Here is a 17,125-nt window from a genome sequence, read left to right as displayed (position 1 = left end):
GTTGGAGTGCTCCGGACGGTCAGCTTAGTACAGACCGCCCGAACTCAGCGTACCGAAGTTTGCCTTGGGGCCTACAACTGCTTTCTTGCCGGTCGAGGTGGTCACCTGACGGCCACCGCTGCCCACTTCTTCGAACAAGGGCAGATCAGCGCCCATCGCAAATCCACCATCGAAAGTGATGCCGAACGTCGGCTCAAACCCATCCCGGAAACACTCGCTAACCACGTTGTCGCCTGCCGCCGCATCGCTCAAACGCGCACCGGAAAAGCGGTCGATTTTGATGAACATGCATTCCTCAGGCACATCGAATGAACCGCCACCATACTTAGCAATCGCTTCTTGCATGAAGGTGTTGAATACGGGGCCACACATACCGCCGCCAGACGCGCCCTTGCCAAGGCTGCGCGGTTGGTCGTAGCCAATGTAGCAGCCTGCAACGATGTCGCTGGAAAATCCGATAAACCAGACGTCCTTGGCGTCGTTTGTGGTCCCTGTTTTACCGGCAATTGGAACTGGAAGGTTCACGCTTCGTGACGCGGTGCCGCGATCGACCACGCCCTTCATCATCGATGTCAATTGATAGGCTGTCACGGGGTCCATTACGCGCTCGCGATTGGATACCACCCGCGGCGCAATGCCCGGATCAAGGCTGGCCAGTTGCGTGCAGTCACGGCACTCACGTTCATCATGGCGATAAACGGTGCGACCAAACCGGTCCTGAACCCTGTCAATCAGCGTGGGCTGCACCCGTTCACCACCGTTCGCGAACATCGCGTAGGCCGACACCATCTGGTACAGGGTCGTTTCTTCGGACCCCAGCGAGTTGGCAAGGAACAGGCGCATGCGGTCATAAACGCCGAAGCGCTCTGCATAGTTGGCAACAATGTCCATACCGACCTCTTCCGCCAGACGGATGGTCATCAGGTTCCGCGACCGCTCGATACCCGTGCGCAGCGGCGTGGGGCCGTAGAACTTGTTGGACGAATTGCGCGGGCGCCACAAACCCTGCGGTGTGTTGATCTCGATCGGGGCGTCCACGACAATGGTGGCCGGGGAATACCCACTGTCGAGGGCGGCCGCATAGACAAACGGTTTGAAGGACGACCCAGGTTGGCGTTTGGCCTGTGTTGCACGGTTGAAGACCGAGTTCTGGTAGCTGAAGCCACCCTGCATGGCGATCACGCGGCCTGTGTTCACGTCCATGGCGACAAAGCCACCCTGCACGCGCGGCACCTGACGCAAAGTCCAGCGGATGAAAGAGCCATCATTGTCCGCGGTCATGGCCCGCACATGCACCACATCGCCGACCTCGAAATTGTCAAAGAAATTGCCCTGAATCCATTTGATGTCTTCGCGTGGAACAACCGCGGCGGGGTCGCTGTCCGTCCACCCTTCGATACCAACGCGCAGCTGCTGGTCTTCGACCTCCAAGACGACAGCGGGTCGCCATACGCCGTTCAGGTCAATGTCACGGGCAACCGAAACACCTCTGAGGGCCTCTTCCCAGTTTTCAAGCTGATCCGCTTCGATGCTTTTGCCAGTGCCGCGCCAGACGCCCTGCCCCCGGTCATAGCTTTCAAGCTGGCGCCGCAATGCATAGGCCGCGATGGGTTGCATCTCGGCATCGATGGTCGCCCGCACGGTGTAGCCACCGGTAAAGAATTCGCCCTCACCGTAGTCCTCGCTCAGCTGCCGACGAATTTCGTCAGTAAAATAGTCACGCGGCGGCAGTTCAGCCTTGAAGCTCTCGAAGTCGCCGTTTTGCACGGATCGCAGCGGCATCGCCACCTCTGTCTCGTACGTGACGGCATCGATATATCCGTTCTCCATCATCTCTTTCAGAACGAAGTTTCGACGGGATAACAGTCGATCCGCACGTCGCACCGGGTGAAAGTCCGACGGTGCCTTGGGTAAGGATGCGAGAAAAGCTGCCTCATGCGGCGCCAATTCGGTCAGGGTCTTGTTGAAATAAGTCTGACTGGCTGCAGCTACGCCGTAGGAGTTCTGACCAAGAAAAATCTCGTTCATATACAGTTCGAGGATTTTTTCCTTGCTCAGCGCCTCTTCCACGCGGGCGGCAAGGATGATTTCCTTGATCTTACGCTCAGCTTGCCGGTCGCCGGACAGCAGGAAATTCTTCATCACCTGCTGAGTGATCGTCGACGCGCCGCGGACATCCCGCCCGCGACTGCGTACGGCATCGTATGCGGCAGCGCCAATACCACGAAGGTCATAACCGTCATGCGAATAAAAATTCTTGTCCTCGGCCGAGATAAACGCCTGTTTCACCAGGTCCGGAATCGTCTCGGCCGGTGCAAACAGGCGGCGTTCTTGGGCAAACTCGTCAATGATCTGACCTTCACCCGAATAGATGCGGCTGATTGTGGCCGGTTGATATTGGGCCAACGACTCGTGGCTGGGCAAGTCCCGGCCATACATCCAGAATATGGCCCCAATCGACAACGCGACCATGGCAATGCCCATCGTTACGGTGGTGAAAATCCCACCAAAGAAGGAAAGAATGAACCGAAACATGACCGCTCGCACCTGTTTTCAACGGTTGCTTTTGTTCCGGTATACGCGAGGGCGCGGACAGGGTCAAAAGCGAACGGCAGCGCGATATCGCCGATGTGAACGACTACTGTCGGATCAGCGGTTGCATTGCCAGATCATCATCCCGCCATTGCAGAATGCCCGCCGCCAATGCTTCGACCATGACCGCGCGCCAAACAGGGTCGCGCAAGTTGGCAAGGTCACGTTGGTCCGACAGAAATCCGACCTCGACAAGGACAGATGGGATGTCTGCGCTCTTGAGCACGGAGAACGCTGCCTCGCGCCGCGGGCGTTTGTTCATCGGACCACCTGCCGCGGCCATATTGTCGATAAGTGCCGTCGCCAAAGTTTCCGTGCGGGGCATGGTTTCGGTGCGTGCCAAATCCATCAGAACCGAGGCAACCTGATCATCCGTGCCACTCAGGTCTACGCCAGCCAGAATATCAGCACGGTCATGCTGCGCCGCCAATTGCGCTGAGGCCGCATCACTTGCTTCGTCGGACAGGGTATACACCGTGGCACCTCTTGCCTGACCCTGGCTCAAGGCGTCGGCATGCAAAGACACGAAAGCATCCGCACCGACCTGATGCGCCAAAGCAACTCGGCCTGTCAGAGAAACGAACGTGTCCGTGTCGCGGGTCAATACAACTTCGATACCTCCAGCCCTGCGCAATGCGTCGCGCAAGGCCAATCCAATGCCCAGCATCAGTTCTTTTTCGCTGGTGGTCTCGCGCACGGCCCCCGGATCGATCCCCCCATGACCCGGATCGATGACAACCACGAAACCGTCTTCCAGCATTCCGGGCGGTTCGTCTGCAGCCTGCACCCCCCAATCGGCATCACCCGGCGGGCCCGCCAGTTCCGCGAATTCCTGTGCCGAAACCTCTTCCAATGCGATATTCAGAACTGCTCGACCCGAGGAAGGATCGACAGGCATTGCAATTTCTCTCGGCACCATCGGGGCGTTCAGATCCAACACAAGCCGCGACCAGCCAGGTTTGAAAGCTCCAAAACGAATAGCTGAAATGCGGCCCGGCTCTGGTAACAAAGCCTCTGGCGAAACACCGGAGAAATCCACCTCTCGGAAATCAACAACGAGCCGCGCCGGGTCTGACAACGAAAAGACACGGAAAGGCACGCCCTGGCTCAACGATAATGTCAGATCAGTCGAACCAAACCAGCCGTCAGAAATCTCACTTTCAGTGACATCAACTCGCGCCAGACCGGACAGGTCTTGCGCTATGGCCGAGAAGGCAAAAAACCACATCACTACTGCGATCAAGATCGCCCGCATCGCCACTGCCCTTTTCGTTTTGCGTGCAGCATAGCGGCACCCGCTCCTCGCGGGAATCCCCGATTAACGCCCATCCATGAATGTTTTCAGTCGGCGCAGGCCTTCCGCAATGTCATCTGTTGTACGCGCGTAAGAAAAACGCAGGGTCTGGTGCCCCCGGACGGGATCGAAATCAAGGCCCGGTGTTACAGCAACCCCTGCCTCGTCCAGTATCCGCGCTGCAAATGCACGGCTGTCATCGGTCAGGTCCGACACATCGGCGTAGACATAGAATGCGCCGTCAGGTGGTGCGATGCGGGTAAACCCGGCGTTCGGCAATCCTTCCAGCATCAGGGCACGATTTGTGCTGTAAACATCTAGATTTGCCTCCAGCTCGTCCGTTGCATCCATGGCAGCAAGTGCGGCCACCTGACTGGCATGAGGCGGGCATATGAACATGTTTTGAGCCAGGCGCTCAACCACGCGCACGTGATCCTCGGGCACCACCATCCATCCGGCACGCCAGCCTGTCATCGAGAAGTACTTGGAAAACGAGTTGATGACATAGACATCGTCACTGACATTCAGCGCACTGACGGCTTTGGCTTCATATTCGATGCCGTGATAGATTTCGTCGCTGATAAAGCTGGCTCCGGCCTCTTGCGTGGCTCCGACCAGACGCGCCATGGCGGCGCGGTCCAACATTGTCCCAGTGGGATTGGCCGGAGAGGCGACAAGCAAGCCCCGTAAATCATGGGTCGCAAAGTCATCGGGCACAGGTTGATAACGGTTGGCGGCGGCCGTCGGCAAATCGACCGGCGTCAGACCCAGGCCCGTCAGGATTTGCCGGTAACTGGGATAGCCCGGTGCACCGATGCCTACACGATCCCCGCTGTCAAACAACGCATTGAATGCAAGGATAAAGCCGCCCGACGCACCCGAAGTAACAATCACACGGTCCGGGTTCAGATCGATGTCATACCAGTCGCCATATAGTCGTGCGATGCGCGCCCGCAGCGCAGGCAGACCCAAGGCAACGGTGTAGCCAAGAGGCCCGTCATTCATTGCGTGATCCAATGCGCGGATCGCCGCCTTAGGTGCACCGGTCCCAGGCTGCCCTACTTCCATGTGGATTATATGGCGGCCGGCGGATTCCGCGGCTCGCGCGGCCTCCATCACATCCATCACAATGAAGGGATCGACATCGCTGCGTCTTGAGGTTCGCATGGCGTCTCCTATGATCGAACCATGACCTTTCATACCCTGGCGCGGGTGGCGTCAATCCTGATCGTGTCGCTGGCGCTTGCCTTGCCTGCGCGCGCGGTAACCTTGTTGCGAGATGCAGACATGGAATACGCGCTGGCGCAAGTGGCCGCGCCCGTGCTCAAGGCGGCTGGTTTGAGCGCGTCACGCACCAAAATCCTGGTGGTCAATGACAGTTCACTCAATGCGTTTGTGATCAGCAACGATGCGATCTACATCCATTCGGGCCTGATCAGTCGGATGGACCGGGCAGCAATGCTGCAGGCCGTCATCGCACACGAGGCCGCGCATATCGCAAACGGGCACATCACGCGCCGGATCACCAATCTCGGCAACGCGCGCACTGCCGCAACGCTCGGCCAGGCATTGGCAATCCTTGCAGCCGCCGCGGGCGCTGGCGAAGGTGCGGCAGCAATCAGCCTCGGCAGCCAAAGCGCGGCACAGCGCAACTTTCTAAGCCATACCCGGGCTGAAGAGACCGCCGCCGACCAATCGGGCGCACGATACTTGCGCAGTTCAGGCATCGATCTGGGTGGCATGCTGGATGTCTTTCGCCTGTTCCGCGGTCAAGAGATGCTGAGTGCCAGCAGGCAGGACCCCTATGTTCGTTCCCACCCTTTGAGCCGCGACCGCCTGCGCACCATCGAAGGGTTTGCAGCGGCATATGGTAACTCTGGCACCTCAGACTCCGCCACGTGGGACTATTGGTTTGCGCGCGCAAAGGGCAAACTGACATCCTTCACCCGCCGTCCAAGTTGGACACTGAACCGATTGGGAGAAAGTGGCTACCGCGACATTGCATTGATGCGTGAGGCTGCTGCACGACACCAGAACTCGCAAACACGTCGCGCGATTGCTGCCATAGACAAAGCCATCGCTCTGCGTCCGGAGGATCCATTCCTGTACGATCTCAAGGGCCAAATTCTGATGGAAACTCGACAGTTCGCAGCAGCAGCGAATGCGCACGGTCGTGCAGTACAGTTGCGCCCGAACGATGGGCTGCTGCAGGCCGGGTATGGCCGTGCGCTTTTGGCCAGTGGAAATGTCAGCGCGGCCCTGCCAGCTCTCGAACGCGCACGTCGCATTGATTTCCGAGATGGATCAATGTTGCGCGATCTAAGCGTAGCTTATGCGAAATCCGGCCAGCGCGGCATGGCGTCACTTATCACTGCCGAGCGCTACGCCCTGCGTGGTCGGCTCGAAGATGCCGGTATTCATGCAAAGCGGGCCACCGGCCTCCTGTCAGAAGGGTCTGGCCCTTGGCAACGGGCACAGGATGTGGTCCTTGCATCTGAACGCGCAGAAAAGCGCAAGAAACGGAGATAGAGCATGTTCTTCCGCCCCCTCGCAGCAGCCTCTTTTGCCATGGCGCTCGCCTTACCCGCCCAAGCGCTTGATCTGAGCCAGATGACTGACGAAGAGCGGCAAATTTTCCGTGAGGAAGTGCGCGCGTATCTGATGGACAACCCGCAGGTGATTATGGATGCGGTGCAGGTGCTGGAGGAACGGCAGACTGCGGCACAGGCCCAAGCCGATCTTTCACTGGTGTCCGACAACGCCCAAGACATTTTCAACGACGGCTTCAGCTTTGTCGGCGGCAACCCCGATGGGGACATCACCCTGGTCGAGTTCCTCGACTATCGCTGCGGGTTCTGCAAACGCGCCCATGGTGAGGTTGCCAAACTATTGGAAACAGATGGCAACATCCGCCTGATTGTCAAAGAATTCCCAATCCTTGGAGAACAGTCGCTGCTTGCCTCGCGATTCACTATCGCAACCAAACAAATTGCCGGTTCAGAGGCCTATAAGAACGTCAGCGACGCTGTAATGGAAATGTCAGGGGATGTATCGATGCGCACGCTGCGGCGCATGGCATCGACCTTTGGCCTCGATGCCACCGCGATCGAAGCGCATATGGACAGCGAAGCGGTGACGGATGAAATCCGTCGCACCCGTGCCCTGGCCCAAAGACTGCAGATCACCGGCACGCCTACATTCGTCCTGCAAGACGAACTTGTGCGCGGCTTCCTTCCCTTTGATGAGATGCAGGCGCTGGTCGACGAAAAGCGGGGATGACCCGCGGAAGTCTTCGGGGCGCTCAGTTCTTTCAAAAATAAGGCCTATTCTGCCGCTTGCGCCTCGGCTGCGCTTGCGGCGTCCAGTTCCGCCGCTTTTTTCTCGACCTCGTCGACGATGTGATCAACCATCTGATCGTTATCCATCCGGTGGCTTTGTTTGCCTGCCAGATAAACCATCCCGTGCCCGGCCCCGCCGCCCGTAAAGCCAACGTCCGTCATGAGCGCTTCACCCGGCCCGTTCACAACACAGCCAATGATGGATAGGCTCATCGGCGTCTTGATATGCGCCAACCGCTCTTCCAGCACCTCAACCGTCTTGATCACATCAAAGCCTTGCCGTGCGCAGGATGGGCAAGAGATGATGTTCACACCTCGGTGGCGCAGACCAAGTGACTTGAGAATTTCGTAACCGACTTTGACCTCTTCCACCGGATCGGCAGACAAGGACACGCGGATGGTGTCGCCGATGCCCATCCACAGCAGGTTGCCAAGGCCAATCGCGGATTTGATGGTGCCGGACATCAAGCCACCCGCTTCGGTGATCCCAAGATGGATCGGCGCATCCGTGGCCTCGGCCAACTTCTGATACGCCGCGGCCGCCATGAACACATCAGACGCTTTGCAGCTGATCTTGAACTCGTGAAAGTCGTTGTCCTGCAAGATCTTGATGTGATCGAGACCACTTTCCACCATCGCGTCGGGTGTGGGCTCACCATATTTCTCGAGCAGGTGCTTTTCGAGTGACCCGGCATTGACACCGATGCGGATGGAACAATTGTGGTCGCGCGCGGCCTTGATGACCTCTTTGATCCGGTCTTGCGACCCGATGTTGCCGGGATTGATACGCAGACAGGCGGCACCTGCCTCGGCCGCTTCGATCCCGCGCTTGTAGTGGAAATGGATGTCAGCAACGATTGGCACCGGGCTGTCAGCGACGATCTCTTTCAACGCGTTGGACGACGCCTGATCCGGGACCGAAATACGCACGATGTCCGCGCCAGCTTCTGCTGCCGCCTGCACCTGCGCCACCGTCGCCGCGACATCGGTGGTCAAGGTGTTGGTCATGGTCTGGACCGTGATCGGCGCATCGCCACCAACCGGCACCGATCCCACCATGATCTGACGGCTTTCCCGACGGTAGATGTTACGCCACGGACGGATATGGTTAAGCGACATGAAACACCCTGTTCAGCATCGGCGGTTGTCTTGGAAGATAGACAGGAGAAAGCACCCCGGCAATGGGGACGCGAATGACTATTCGCTGATCGCTGTGGATGTTGCTTGTGCTTCGGCGTAGCGGGTCAGTCCCTCATCCGTGCTGACATCAACAGGCAGATACGTCTCTTTCAGACCTGCAATCTCCAGCGGCAAGTTGGATGTCACAGCGCCAGTCGGGCCAACCGGACCATAGAACTTGTTGTTCATTGCGAAGTAGATTGCACCACTCTCGCCAGTGCGCAACGTGGGCGCTTCTTCGGTCAGGGGCGCTTCCCATGTGTCGCCCGCCTGCATCGTTGCTTCGTAGATCACGGTACCATCGGCGGCACGCACGCGAACCCAGGACGGGCGCACGGCAACCATTGTCAGCGCAGGCGCAGTTTCCTCGACCACTTGCGGCACGGTAGGCGCAATTGCCTCCGCCAGGGCGCGATCTACCGCCCCGATAAGCGGCGTATTGTCCGCCGGTTCAGGCGCAGCAAAAGTCCCAATCTCGCGCGGGTCCAAAGTGGCGATTGGCGCATCACGCGCGACAAGCACAGGGACATCCAGCGCTTGCGGTCGGTAAAGACGATCCAGCGCATCCGCACGCGGTGTATCAATCGTGGGTCCCTGCTCGGTCTGGTCCAGGTTTGAGCCGCTCAATGGATCAAGGTCGGACAGAACCACCGGCGTTTGATCCACGGGCGCAACTTGTACGCGCTGCACCTCCTGCAGGACAGAATAGCCGCCAAACCCGATGCCGCCGATCAAAGCGAGCAGCACAAGAGACGATCCAACGGCGCGTGGCTCGATCCTCGACCAAACGGCCTCGCCTGTCGGAACGAACGGGGTCGCAGGTGCCGCAAAAATATCCGCGCCATGCGGCTTTTGCAGCCGATCCTCGCGGGCAGCTTTCTTGACCACAGAAGCTTCGGCAGACATGCCATGAGCAACGGCAAAGCCGCTTTCCGCACAGAACGTGTGAAATGAACGATCGGGGTCCATGTTCAGGTAGCGGGCATAGGACCTGACATACCCGGCAATGAAGCCCGGAGTGTCAAACGCATCAGGATCACAGGCTTCTATGGCAGCGATATAGCTTGCCTTGATCCGCAACTCACGTTGAACATCCAGTAGGGATTTGCCCATCGTTGCACGTTCGCCGCGCATGATGTCGCCTAGGCGCAACTCAAAGTCGTCAAAGCCCTTTGGCTCGACGTCTTCTTCAACTTTAGCGATGTCGGATTTCCGCCCGATCATACAGCTGCCCCGTTATGCCAAGTGATGACAAATCGATCCCACACGATTCGCTTCACCTCTGTTGTTTAACAGACGGTAACATATGGCAACGTTATTTGCGAATATTAGTGAATTATCCTGCGCTCTCGGCGCGATTTAGCGCACAATGAGACCACAGTTTATCCATAGCTTTTACAAGCGCATCGATCTCGTTCGGACCGTGCACCGGCGATGGAGTAAATCGCAGCCGTTCGGTGCCGCGTGGGACCGTCGGGAAGTTGATCGGCTGAACATAAATACCGTGCTCTTCCAACAGCATATCGCTGAGCATCTTGGTGTGAATAGGGTTACCGACCATGACAGGAACGATGTGACTGCCGTGATCGATAATGGGCAAGCCCATGCCTTTCAGTCGCAATTTCAACGCCTTGGCTTGCACCTGATGGTCCGCGCGCAGGTTTTCAGCTGTTTTCAAGAACGCAACCGATGCAGCCGCTCCGGCAGCGACGGCGGGTGGCAGCGACGTCGTAAAAATAAATCCAGGCGCATATGACCGGATCGCATCGCACATCTTGGCCGATGCGGCGATGTAGCCCCCCATAACCCCATACGCCTTCGCCAGCGTGCCGTTGATGATGTCGATGCGATGCATCACCCCGTCACGCTCAGCAACACCTGCACCACGCGGACCGTACATGCCCACGGCGTGCACCTCATCGATATATGTCAGCGCGCCGAATTCGTCGGCAAGATCACAAATCTCTTCGATTGGTCCAAAATCGCCATCCATCGAATAGATGGACTCGAATGCGATCAGTTTGGGCGCATCAGGATCGTCAGCCTCCAAAAGCTCCCGCAGATGCTCGACATCGTTGTGGCGGAAAACACGCTTCGCACCACCGTTACGACGCACACCTTCGATCATCGACGCATGGTTCAATGCATCCGAATAAATAATAAGGCCCGGAAAGAGCTTAGGGAGCGTGCTTAATGTCGCGTCGTTGGCGATATACGCGCTCGTGAACAGCAGCGCCGCATCCTTGCCGTGCAGATCGGCAAGCTCGGCCTCAAGCCGCTTATGGTACACCGTCGTGCCCGAAATGTTGCGCGTCCCGCCAGAACCGGCACCGGTCGCATCAATCGCCTCATGCATGGCTTGCAGCACAATGGGGTTTTGACCCATGCCAAGATAATCATTGCCGCACCACACCGTGATCGGTGCCTTGGTGCCATCAGGCCGCGTCCATTCCGCATGCGGGAACTGGCCCTTCTGACGCTCGATATCGATGAAGGTCCGGTAGCGGCCTTCGTCGTGCAGGCGTTGCAGGGCGGTGTCCAATTTGGCGGTGTAGTCCACGCGAGGCTCCATTTTGGTCTTTGCGTCTATGTTATTCCGCTGACGCAGTATTTAGAATGAATATAGACAGCGAGATTGGGCTTCAATGCTAATCAAATGCGCGTCATGTCGCAGGTCTGGTATTCCCCACCCAGGCAACCTGCGCTTTGACCCAGATCAACCACTGGACACTGCTCCGCTGCACCGTAGTGTTGCGGCAGCAGTCAAACCAAAGGAAACCCCATGACCCTCGACGCCGTTCTGTCCCGCATCGATGCTGATCTGCCCCAAGCGACTGAACGGTTGCTGGAGCTTTTGCGCATCCAGTCGATCTCGACCGATCCGACATTTGCGGATCATTGTCAGACCGCGGCGGACTGGTTGGTGAGGGATCTGCAAAGCATTGGCATCACAGCAGAAAAACGGGAAACACCGGGGCACCCTATGGTTGTGGGTCACGTAGAAGGCGACGGACCGCACCTTCTGTTCTACGGGCACTACGACGTACAACCTGTTGATCCGTTGGAACTTTGGGATCGCGACCCGTTCGATCCACAGATCGAAGAAACGGCCAAAGGGCAAGTCATCCGGGGGCGTGGATCATCTGATGACAAAGGTCAGCTCATGACCTTTGTTGAAGCATGTCGCGCCTGGAAGTCCGAGCACGGCGCCCTGCCATGCCGCATTACCTTCTTCTTCGAAGGCGAAGAAGAATCAGGCTCTCCATCATTGGTTCCGTTCATGCAAGAGAACGCAGAAGAGTTGAAATCCGACCTCGCCCTGATCTGCGATACCGGCATGTTCGAGTCCCGCGTACCGTCCATCGTCACAATGCTGCGGGGATTGCTAGGCGAAGAGATCACGATCACCGCCCCCGACAAGGATCTGCATTCGGGCATGTATGGTGGGGTCGCAATGAACCCGATCCGTGTACTTACCCACGTCCTTGCCTCACTGCATGACGATCAGGGTCGCGTTACGGTCCCTGGGTTCTACGACGGCGTACACGAATTGCCGGATGACATTCGCAGCCAATGGCAAGGCCTCGCCTTTGACCATGGCACGTTCCTCGGCGATGTGGGTTTGTCGGAACCAGCAGGCGAACAGGACCGTACCCCAATTGAAATGATTTGGTCCCGCCCGACCTGCGATGTGAATGGTATCTGGGGCGGCTACACAGGCGACGGGTTTAAGACCGTGCTGCCATCCAAGGCGCACGCCAAAGTGTCTTTCCGCCTTGTTGGCGATCAGGACCCGCTCAAGATCCGCAACAGCTTCAGACAGATGGTGGAGGACGCCCTGCCCGCCGATTGCGAGGTTGAATTCTCAGGCCACGGAGCCAGCCAGGCATCGACGACAGAAACAACCGACCCGGCCTTCGAAGCGGCGCGTGTTGCGCTCACGAATGAATGGAATGTCCCTGCCGCCTATGTCGGCTGCGGTGGCTCGATTCCGATCGCAGGTCATTTCCAAGACATTCTCGGCACCACCCCCATGCTCGTCGGCTTCGGCAAGGATGACGATCAGATCCACTCGCCCAACGAAAAATACGACATGGAGAGCTTTCACAAAGGTATCCGCAGCTGGGCTCGTATCCTCGACGCTCTGACATGATGACGTTCACGACTGCCGAAGACGTCACCATCGCCCATGATATACAAGGCGATGGGCCTCCGGTTCTGCTTCTACACGGTTTTCCGCAAACCAGGGCCATGTGGCACGCCATTGCGCCACAACTGGCCCAGGACTTCACCGTCGTCACCGCCGATTTACGCGGCTACGGTGCCAGCACCAAACCAGCGCAGATGGAGGATATGAGCTTTCGCAACATGGCCACTGATCAACGGGCGCTTATGGAACATCTCGGCTTTGATCAATTCCACCTCGTCGGTCACGACCGCGGCGCGCGCACCGCACATCGCATGGCTTTGGATAGTGCCAACAGCGTCCTGTCCCTCACCTTGATGGATATTGTACCGACCCATTTGCTGCTGAACGAGGTGACGCAGCAGTTTGCGCGCGCATACTATCACTGGTTCTTTCTGGCTCAACCTGCACCGTTTCCGGAAACGCTGATCGGCCATGATCCCGATGCCTATTTCGAAAGCTGCCTAGCCGGTTGGGGCGGTGGTATGGACGGGTTCGACGCTGACGCGCTTGAGGCGTATCGCACGTCATGGCGCGATCCCGATTGCATCCGCACGATGTGCAACGACTACCGCGCCGCCATCGACGTTGATTTCGACCTCGACGCGTCCGATCTTGGGCGATCGGTCGATTGCCCTGCCCTTGTCCTCTACGGCGCAGACGGCGTTATGGGACAATCCTATGACGTGGCAGCCACCTGGGCGGATCGGCTGACAAACATGCAAGCGAAGGGGCTGCCCGGCGGACATTTCTTCCCAGACACACACTCCGTGGAGACCGCAAAGGCCCTTACCGATTTCTTGAGTTCGCAAAAGTAAGGCGCAACTGCCGGTGCGCCCCGCACGTCAAATCACGCCCACAAACCTCTCGGGCAACACATACTGGGTAGCATAGTCCGGGCGGTCGAAATGATAATATCCAGTATCGCCACGCGGTTTGAAACTGCGCTGCATCTTCCGACGCAACGGGCGCATGTCGAACTCATCGACCATTTCGAGCTTGGCGAAGTCTTCGAAAACCTCTCGATCCTCCCCCCGCGCTTCTGCAAACCAGTGGCGACCTATCGAGGCTTCCTTGACAGATGCATTCACCTCATCGGTGACCGCATTGCGGTGATCCATCACGCCGACATATGCACCGAAATCACAGAACTTCAGATGCATCAGGTACAGATCGTCTGGTGTGAACAGCTTGTCGGCCTGCGTGAAATGCCCGCCCCGCGCGATCTTGACTGGGGCAGAGATGATGCAAGGCTTCGAATAATGCGGTGCCGGACGCACATGACGGCGCGGGCCAATGATGTGATCTGTGATCTCGTCCTGTTCGAGATCGATGCGATGGATCACCTCAAGACCAAGCGGCGTCAACACGCGACCATCAGGCGCATCTTCCAGAAAATCCAGCAACGTACCGCCCGCCTCTGGGTCACGCACGACCAGTTCATCCACGTCACCAACGATCACATGACGGTAGTAGCGCCGTAGGCCCCCAACGAGGTTGTTCAGTAGTCCCCAACGCTTGATGTCGAAATTCTTGTGCGGGTCCCCAGGAATGCCGACGATGTTGCACCCGGCGGCCAGCTCGGCCACTTCGGCACCACGACCGTGATTGATGACATAGCAATTCTCGCGCCCAAACATCTCACCGTAGTGGCGCAGCCACGCTTTCAAGAAAAACGCGTCATCGCGCACCATGGTCACGACGGCCACTGTCTGCATCTGCTAAGGTCCTGCTCAAAGGGTTATTTTTGCGCACCCTATCGCAAGGACCCGGCCAAGAGAATCGTTATTTTGCCCCTGAGGCTGCGCATGACACTGCCCCCAGACTTTCCCACGACCGGCCTGCATGTCAGGCGTTCGGGTGAAACGCCGATCACGGGCTATCAGGTTATCGGAGAACGGTCATCGGGCACGAATTTCGTCAAGCGCTTGTTGGGCCGGAACACAAACCTAGTACCAACCGAAGCACTGGGCTGGAAACATGGCTTTCCCCACATGATGGCGATCCCGTCGGACTTGGCAGTGATCGTCGTCACACGGCGGGCTGACACATGGGCGCGGTCCATGTTTTCGAAGCCATGGCACACGACACCCGCCATGCAGGCCATGGCTTTTTCAGAGTTCATTCGCGCACCATGGGACACGATCATTGACCGTCCCCGATACTTCGAAGGGCTGGTCCCGGAAGGCAGTGTCGGCCTGCCTTTGCAACACGACAGGCATCCGGCAACGGGCGCACATTTCGAAACACTGTTTGCCCTGCGCACCGCAAAACTCAACGGGATGTTGTCGCTCCTGAACCGTGACTGCACTTGCGCCATTCTCCGTATGGAGGATGCGCAAGAACAACCACAGGCAACACTTGCTGCTTTGACCTCCAGTCTTGGCTGTGCTCAACCGCATGCCGAATACCGCCCCGTCATCAAACGGCTTGGCTCAAAATTCAAGCCAGCCGTTGCAGATCGCCCCGCCCTGCCCGACCGCTGGAGCCCAGAGGACATGACGCACCTGCGCAGCTCTGTAGACACAGACCTCGAAGCGCAATTGGGCTACATCTACTGATCCTCTTTCATCTTGCCAGGTAAACTTCGGGGAGCGCGAGGGGCTGGCCCCTCGTTCCACCGCAAGGCAATCACAGAGCAATCAGCATGGCTTGGAGGTTGGGAAAAGTGGCGCGGTTGACGGGGCTCGAACCCGCGACCCCCGGCGTGACAGGCCGGTACTCTAACCAACTGAGCTACAACCGCGCATTTTGCCTTTCGGCGTGCCCATTCCTCCGGGACCAGAGAGCAGCAGTGGCGCGGTTGACGGGGCTCGAACCCGCGACCCCCGGCGTGACAGGCCGGTACTCTAACCAACTGAGCTACAACCGCCCGCTGCGTTTGGCGGGTTTATGATCAGCCCCCCGCCCCGTCAAGCGTCTTTTCCCGCTTGGCAGTCGAAATCTGCTGCCAGAATGTCAAAGGCGGCACCAGACCAACGAAACGGCACCATGCGCACCGTCGCCCCAAGCAGTGTTTCGTCGTGGGGGGTGCCCTCTTGTCCTCCCATGCGGACATAGAAGCGGCGGGCACGCGCATTGTCGGCAATCACAACCAGACGCAAGGCGGTGGCGCCCTCTTCCACCAGACACGCAGCCATCATCTTCAGCAGCCGCGCACCAACACCGCCGCTGCGCGCGTCCGGATCGACGTGCAGGTTGTCCAGAAGCGGCACATCCTGCCGCACCACGGCGGCGAACCCCAGCACAGCATCGCCGTCTTCGGCCAGCAAGATCAACCGGTCGGCAGGCCAGCTATCCCACCGCGCGCGCATATTGTCATCAAGCGGCGCACCCAGGGCCTCTGCCGGAACATATGGCGCATAGGACGCCCGCCAGCTTCGCGCGTGCAAGGCCGCAAGCACAGGTGCATCTTCTGGCCCCGCACGGCGCAAGCGTACCGTCATTTGTCCGGCAGTGGAATGAACTCGCTTTCATCCCCGGGCGGTAATTGAAACCGGCCATGCGCCCAATCGCCCGCGCGCCAAGCCTCCTTGGCCGCATCAACGCGGTCCTGTGATGACGCCACAAAGTTCCACCAAATGTACCGCGATCCCTCCAACGTCGCTCCACCAAGAAGCATCAGTCGCGCGCCCTGCTCACCTGCCGCCAGCGAAATGGCGTCTCCGGGACGAAAAACCATCATCTGCCCCGCGTTGTAGACATCTCCGGCTACAGTCACCGACCCTTCGACGACGTAAACACCACGATCCTCATGGTTGTCGGGCAAAGGAATACGGGCGCCTGCCTCAAGAACAGCGTCCGCATAAAACATCTCGGAAAACGTCTGCACGGGCGCCGTCTCGCCCCACGCGTCCCCGAGGATCAGGCGCACCTCTTTGCCTTCCCCTTCCAGAAACGGCAGCGTGTCCTTGGGCGCGTGCTGAAAATCGGCCGGATCATCCTCGGCGTCCTTGGGCAAAGCAACCCAAGTCTGAATGCCGAACAGATTATGCGGTTTCTTGCGGATCTCGCCATCCGTGCGTTCAGAGTGTGTAATCCCGTGGCCTGCCACCATCCAGTTCACAGCGCCCGGTTCGATCCACTGATCCGTGCCAAGGCTGTCCCGGTGATGTATTTTACCTTTGTAGAGGTACGTGACAGTGGCCAACCCGATATGCGGGTGCGGACGGACATCAATGCCTTTTCCAGTCACGAACTCCGCCGGCCCCATCTGATCAAAAAAGATGAACGGGCCCACCATCTGCCGCTTGGGCGCTGGCAAGGCGCGGCGCACCTCGAACCCACCCAGATCACGGGCACGCGGCACAATAACAGTTTCAATTGCGTCAACGGCATCCCCTTTGGGGCAATCGGGATCAAGGGCCGGGTTCCAGCTCATGGCATGTCTCCTTACGCGTCATATGATCAAGATAGTTGGGGTATGCTGACCAACAAGCAATTGTCGTCCACGGCCCCTGTGCATCCAAGCACGATCGACGGCGGCCATGCCCGCATCACAACTCGAGATTGATTCAAAGCGCAACTTCTACGAGT

Annotated in this window: 14 protein-coding genes and 2 tRNA genes; 5 read left to right on the top strand and 11 right to left on the bottom strand. The window is 58.3% G+C overall.

The window, feature by feature from the left end:
- Positions 1-24: 24 nt before the first annotated feature.
- The 3 genes from AC53L6_RS17600 to AC53L6_RS17590 form a co-directional block, all read right to left on the bottom strand.
- Positions 25-2,535, bottom strand: coding sequence for a penicillin-binding protein 1A (locus AC53L6_RS17600; RefSeq protein ID WP_496908786.1), 2,511 nt, complete (start codon positions 2,533-2,535; stop codon positions 25-27).
- A gap of 103 nt (positions 2,536-2,638) precedes the next feature.
- A complete protein-coding gene (locus AC53L6_RS17595; protein WP_496908785.1) occupies positions 2,639-3,847 on the bottom strand; it encodes an N-acetylmuramoyl-L-alanine amidase in 1,209 nt (402 codons plus the stop codon).
- Between the two features lie 63 nt (positions 3,848-3,910).
- Entirely contained in the window at positions 3,911-5,053 is a 1,143-nt protein-coding gene (locus AC53L6_RS17590) for a pyridoxal phosphate-dependent aminotransferase (protein WP_496908784.1), read from the bottom strand.
- 21 nt (positions 5,054-5,074) lie between these two features.
- Here AC53L6_RS17590 and AC53L6_RS17585 point away from each other — a divergent pair, with 21 nt between their 5' ends.
- Together AC53L6_RS17585 and AC53L6_RS17580 are read left to right on the top strand one after the other, a co-directional pair.
- Positions 5,075-6,415, top strand: a complete 1,341-nt coding sequence (locus AC53L6_RS17585; protein ID WP_496908783.1) for a M48 family metalloprotease — start codon at positions 5,075-5,077, stop codon at positions 6,413-6,415.
- A 3-nt stretch (positions 6,416-6,418) separates the two neighbouring features.
- Positions 6,419-7,165, top strand: coding sequence for a DsbA family protein (locus AC53L6_RS17580; RefSeq protein ID WP_496908782.1), 747 nt, complete (start codon positions 6,419-6,421; stop codon positions 7,163-7,165).
- 44 nt (positions 7,166-7,209) lie between these two features.
- Here the strand turns inward: AC53L6_RS17580 and ispG are convergent, their stop codons facing one another.
- From ispG to hemA, 3 genes are all read right to left on the bottom strand, one after another.
- Positions 7,210-8,343 (bottom strand): flavodoxin-dependent (E)-4-hydroxy-3-methylbut-2-enyl-diphosphate synthase, encoded by a 1,134-nt coding sequence (ispG, locus tag AC53L6_RS17575; protein ID WP_496908781.1) that lies wholly within the window; start codon positions 8,341-8,343, stop codon positions 7,210-7,212.
- A 78-nt stretch (positions 8,344-8,421) separates the two neighbouring features.
- Positions 8,422-9,627 carry a helix-turn-helix domain-containing protein gene (locus AC53L6_RS17570; protein WP_496908780.1) on the bottom strand — a complete coding sequence of 402 codons (1,206 nt, stop codon included), beginning with the start codon at positions 9,625-9,627 and terminating at the stop codon, positions 8,422-8,424.
- A 112-nt stretch (positions 9,628-9,739) separates the two neighbouring features.
- Entirely contained in the window at positions 9,740-10,963 is a 1,224-nt protein-coding gene (gene hemA, locus AC53L6_RS17565) for a 5-aminolevulinate synthase (RefSeq protein ID WP_496908779.1), read from the bottom strand.
- A 222-nt stretch (positions 10,964-11,185) separates the two neighbouring features.
- On the opposite strand from hemA, the gene AC53L6_RS17560 reads away from it, so the two are divergent.
- Both AC53L6_RS17560 and AC53L6_RS17555 read left to right on the top strand, forming a co-directional pair.
- Entirely contained in the window at positions 11,186-12,556 is a 1,371-nt protein-coding gene (locus AC53L6_RS17560; RefSeq protein WP_496908778.1) for a M20/M25/M40 family metallo-hydrolase, read from the top strand.
- On the top strand, positions 12,553-13,407 hold the full coding sequence (locus AC53L6_RS17555) for an alpha/beta fold hydrolase (protein WP_496908777.1): 855 nt from the start codon (positions 12,553-12,555) through the stop codon (positions 13,405-13,407). Before AC53L6_RS17560 ends, AC53L6_RS17555 begins: the two co-directional genes overlap by 4 nt.
- A 27-nt stretch (positions 13,408-13,434) precedes the next feature.
- On the opposite strand, the gene AC53L6_RS17550 is transcribed toward AC53L6_RS17555, so the two are convergent.
- Positions 13,435-14,307: a glycosyltransferase family protein gene (locus AC53L6_RS17550; protein WP_496908776.1), complete on the bottom strand. Its 873-nt coding sequence runs from the start codon at positions 14,305-14,307 to the stop codon at positions 13,435-13,437.
- 90 nt (positions 14,308-14,397) lie between these two features.
- On the opposite strand from AC53L6_RS17550, the gene AC53L6_RS17545 reads away from it, so the two are divergent.
- Positions 14,398-15,150 (top strand): hypothetical protein, encoded by a 753-nt coding sequence (locus tag AC53L6_RS17545; RefSeq protein WP_496908775.1) that lies wholly within the window; start codon positions 14,398-14,400, stop codon positions 15,148-15,150.
- Between the two features lie 108 nt (positions 15,151-15,258).
- On the opposite strand, the gene AC53L6_RS17540 is transcribed toward AC53L6_RS17545, so the two are convergent.
- The 4 genes from AC53L6_RS17540 to AC53L6_RS17525 form a co-directional block, all read right to left on the bottom strand.
- Positions 15,259-15,335, bottom strand: a tRNA-Asp gene (locus tag AC53L6_RS17540).
- Positions 15,336-15,384: 49 nt separating this feature from the next.
- Positions 15,385-15,461 (bottom strand) — tRNA-Asp (locus AC53L6_RS17535).
- Positions 15,462-15,501: 40 nt separating this feature from the next.
- Positions 15,502-16,035, bottom strand: a complete 534-nt coding sequence (locus AC53L6_RS17530; RefSeq protein ID WP_496908774.1) for a GNAT family N-acetyltransferase — start codon at positions 16,033-16,035, stop codon at positions 15,502-15,504.
- Entirely contained in the window at positions 16,032-16,970 is a 939-nt protein-coding gene (locus AC53L6_RS17525; RefSeq protein ID WP_496908773.1) for a pirin family protein, read from the bottom strand. Before AC53L6_RS17525 ends, AC53L6_RS17530 begins: the two co-directional genes overlap by 4 nt.
- Positions 16,971-17,125 lie beyond the last annotated feature (155 nt).

Source organism: Tateyamaria sp. LSS28, from assembly GCF_059611725.1.
This window is presented reverse-complemented; position numbering and strand designations above follow the sequence as displayed.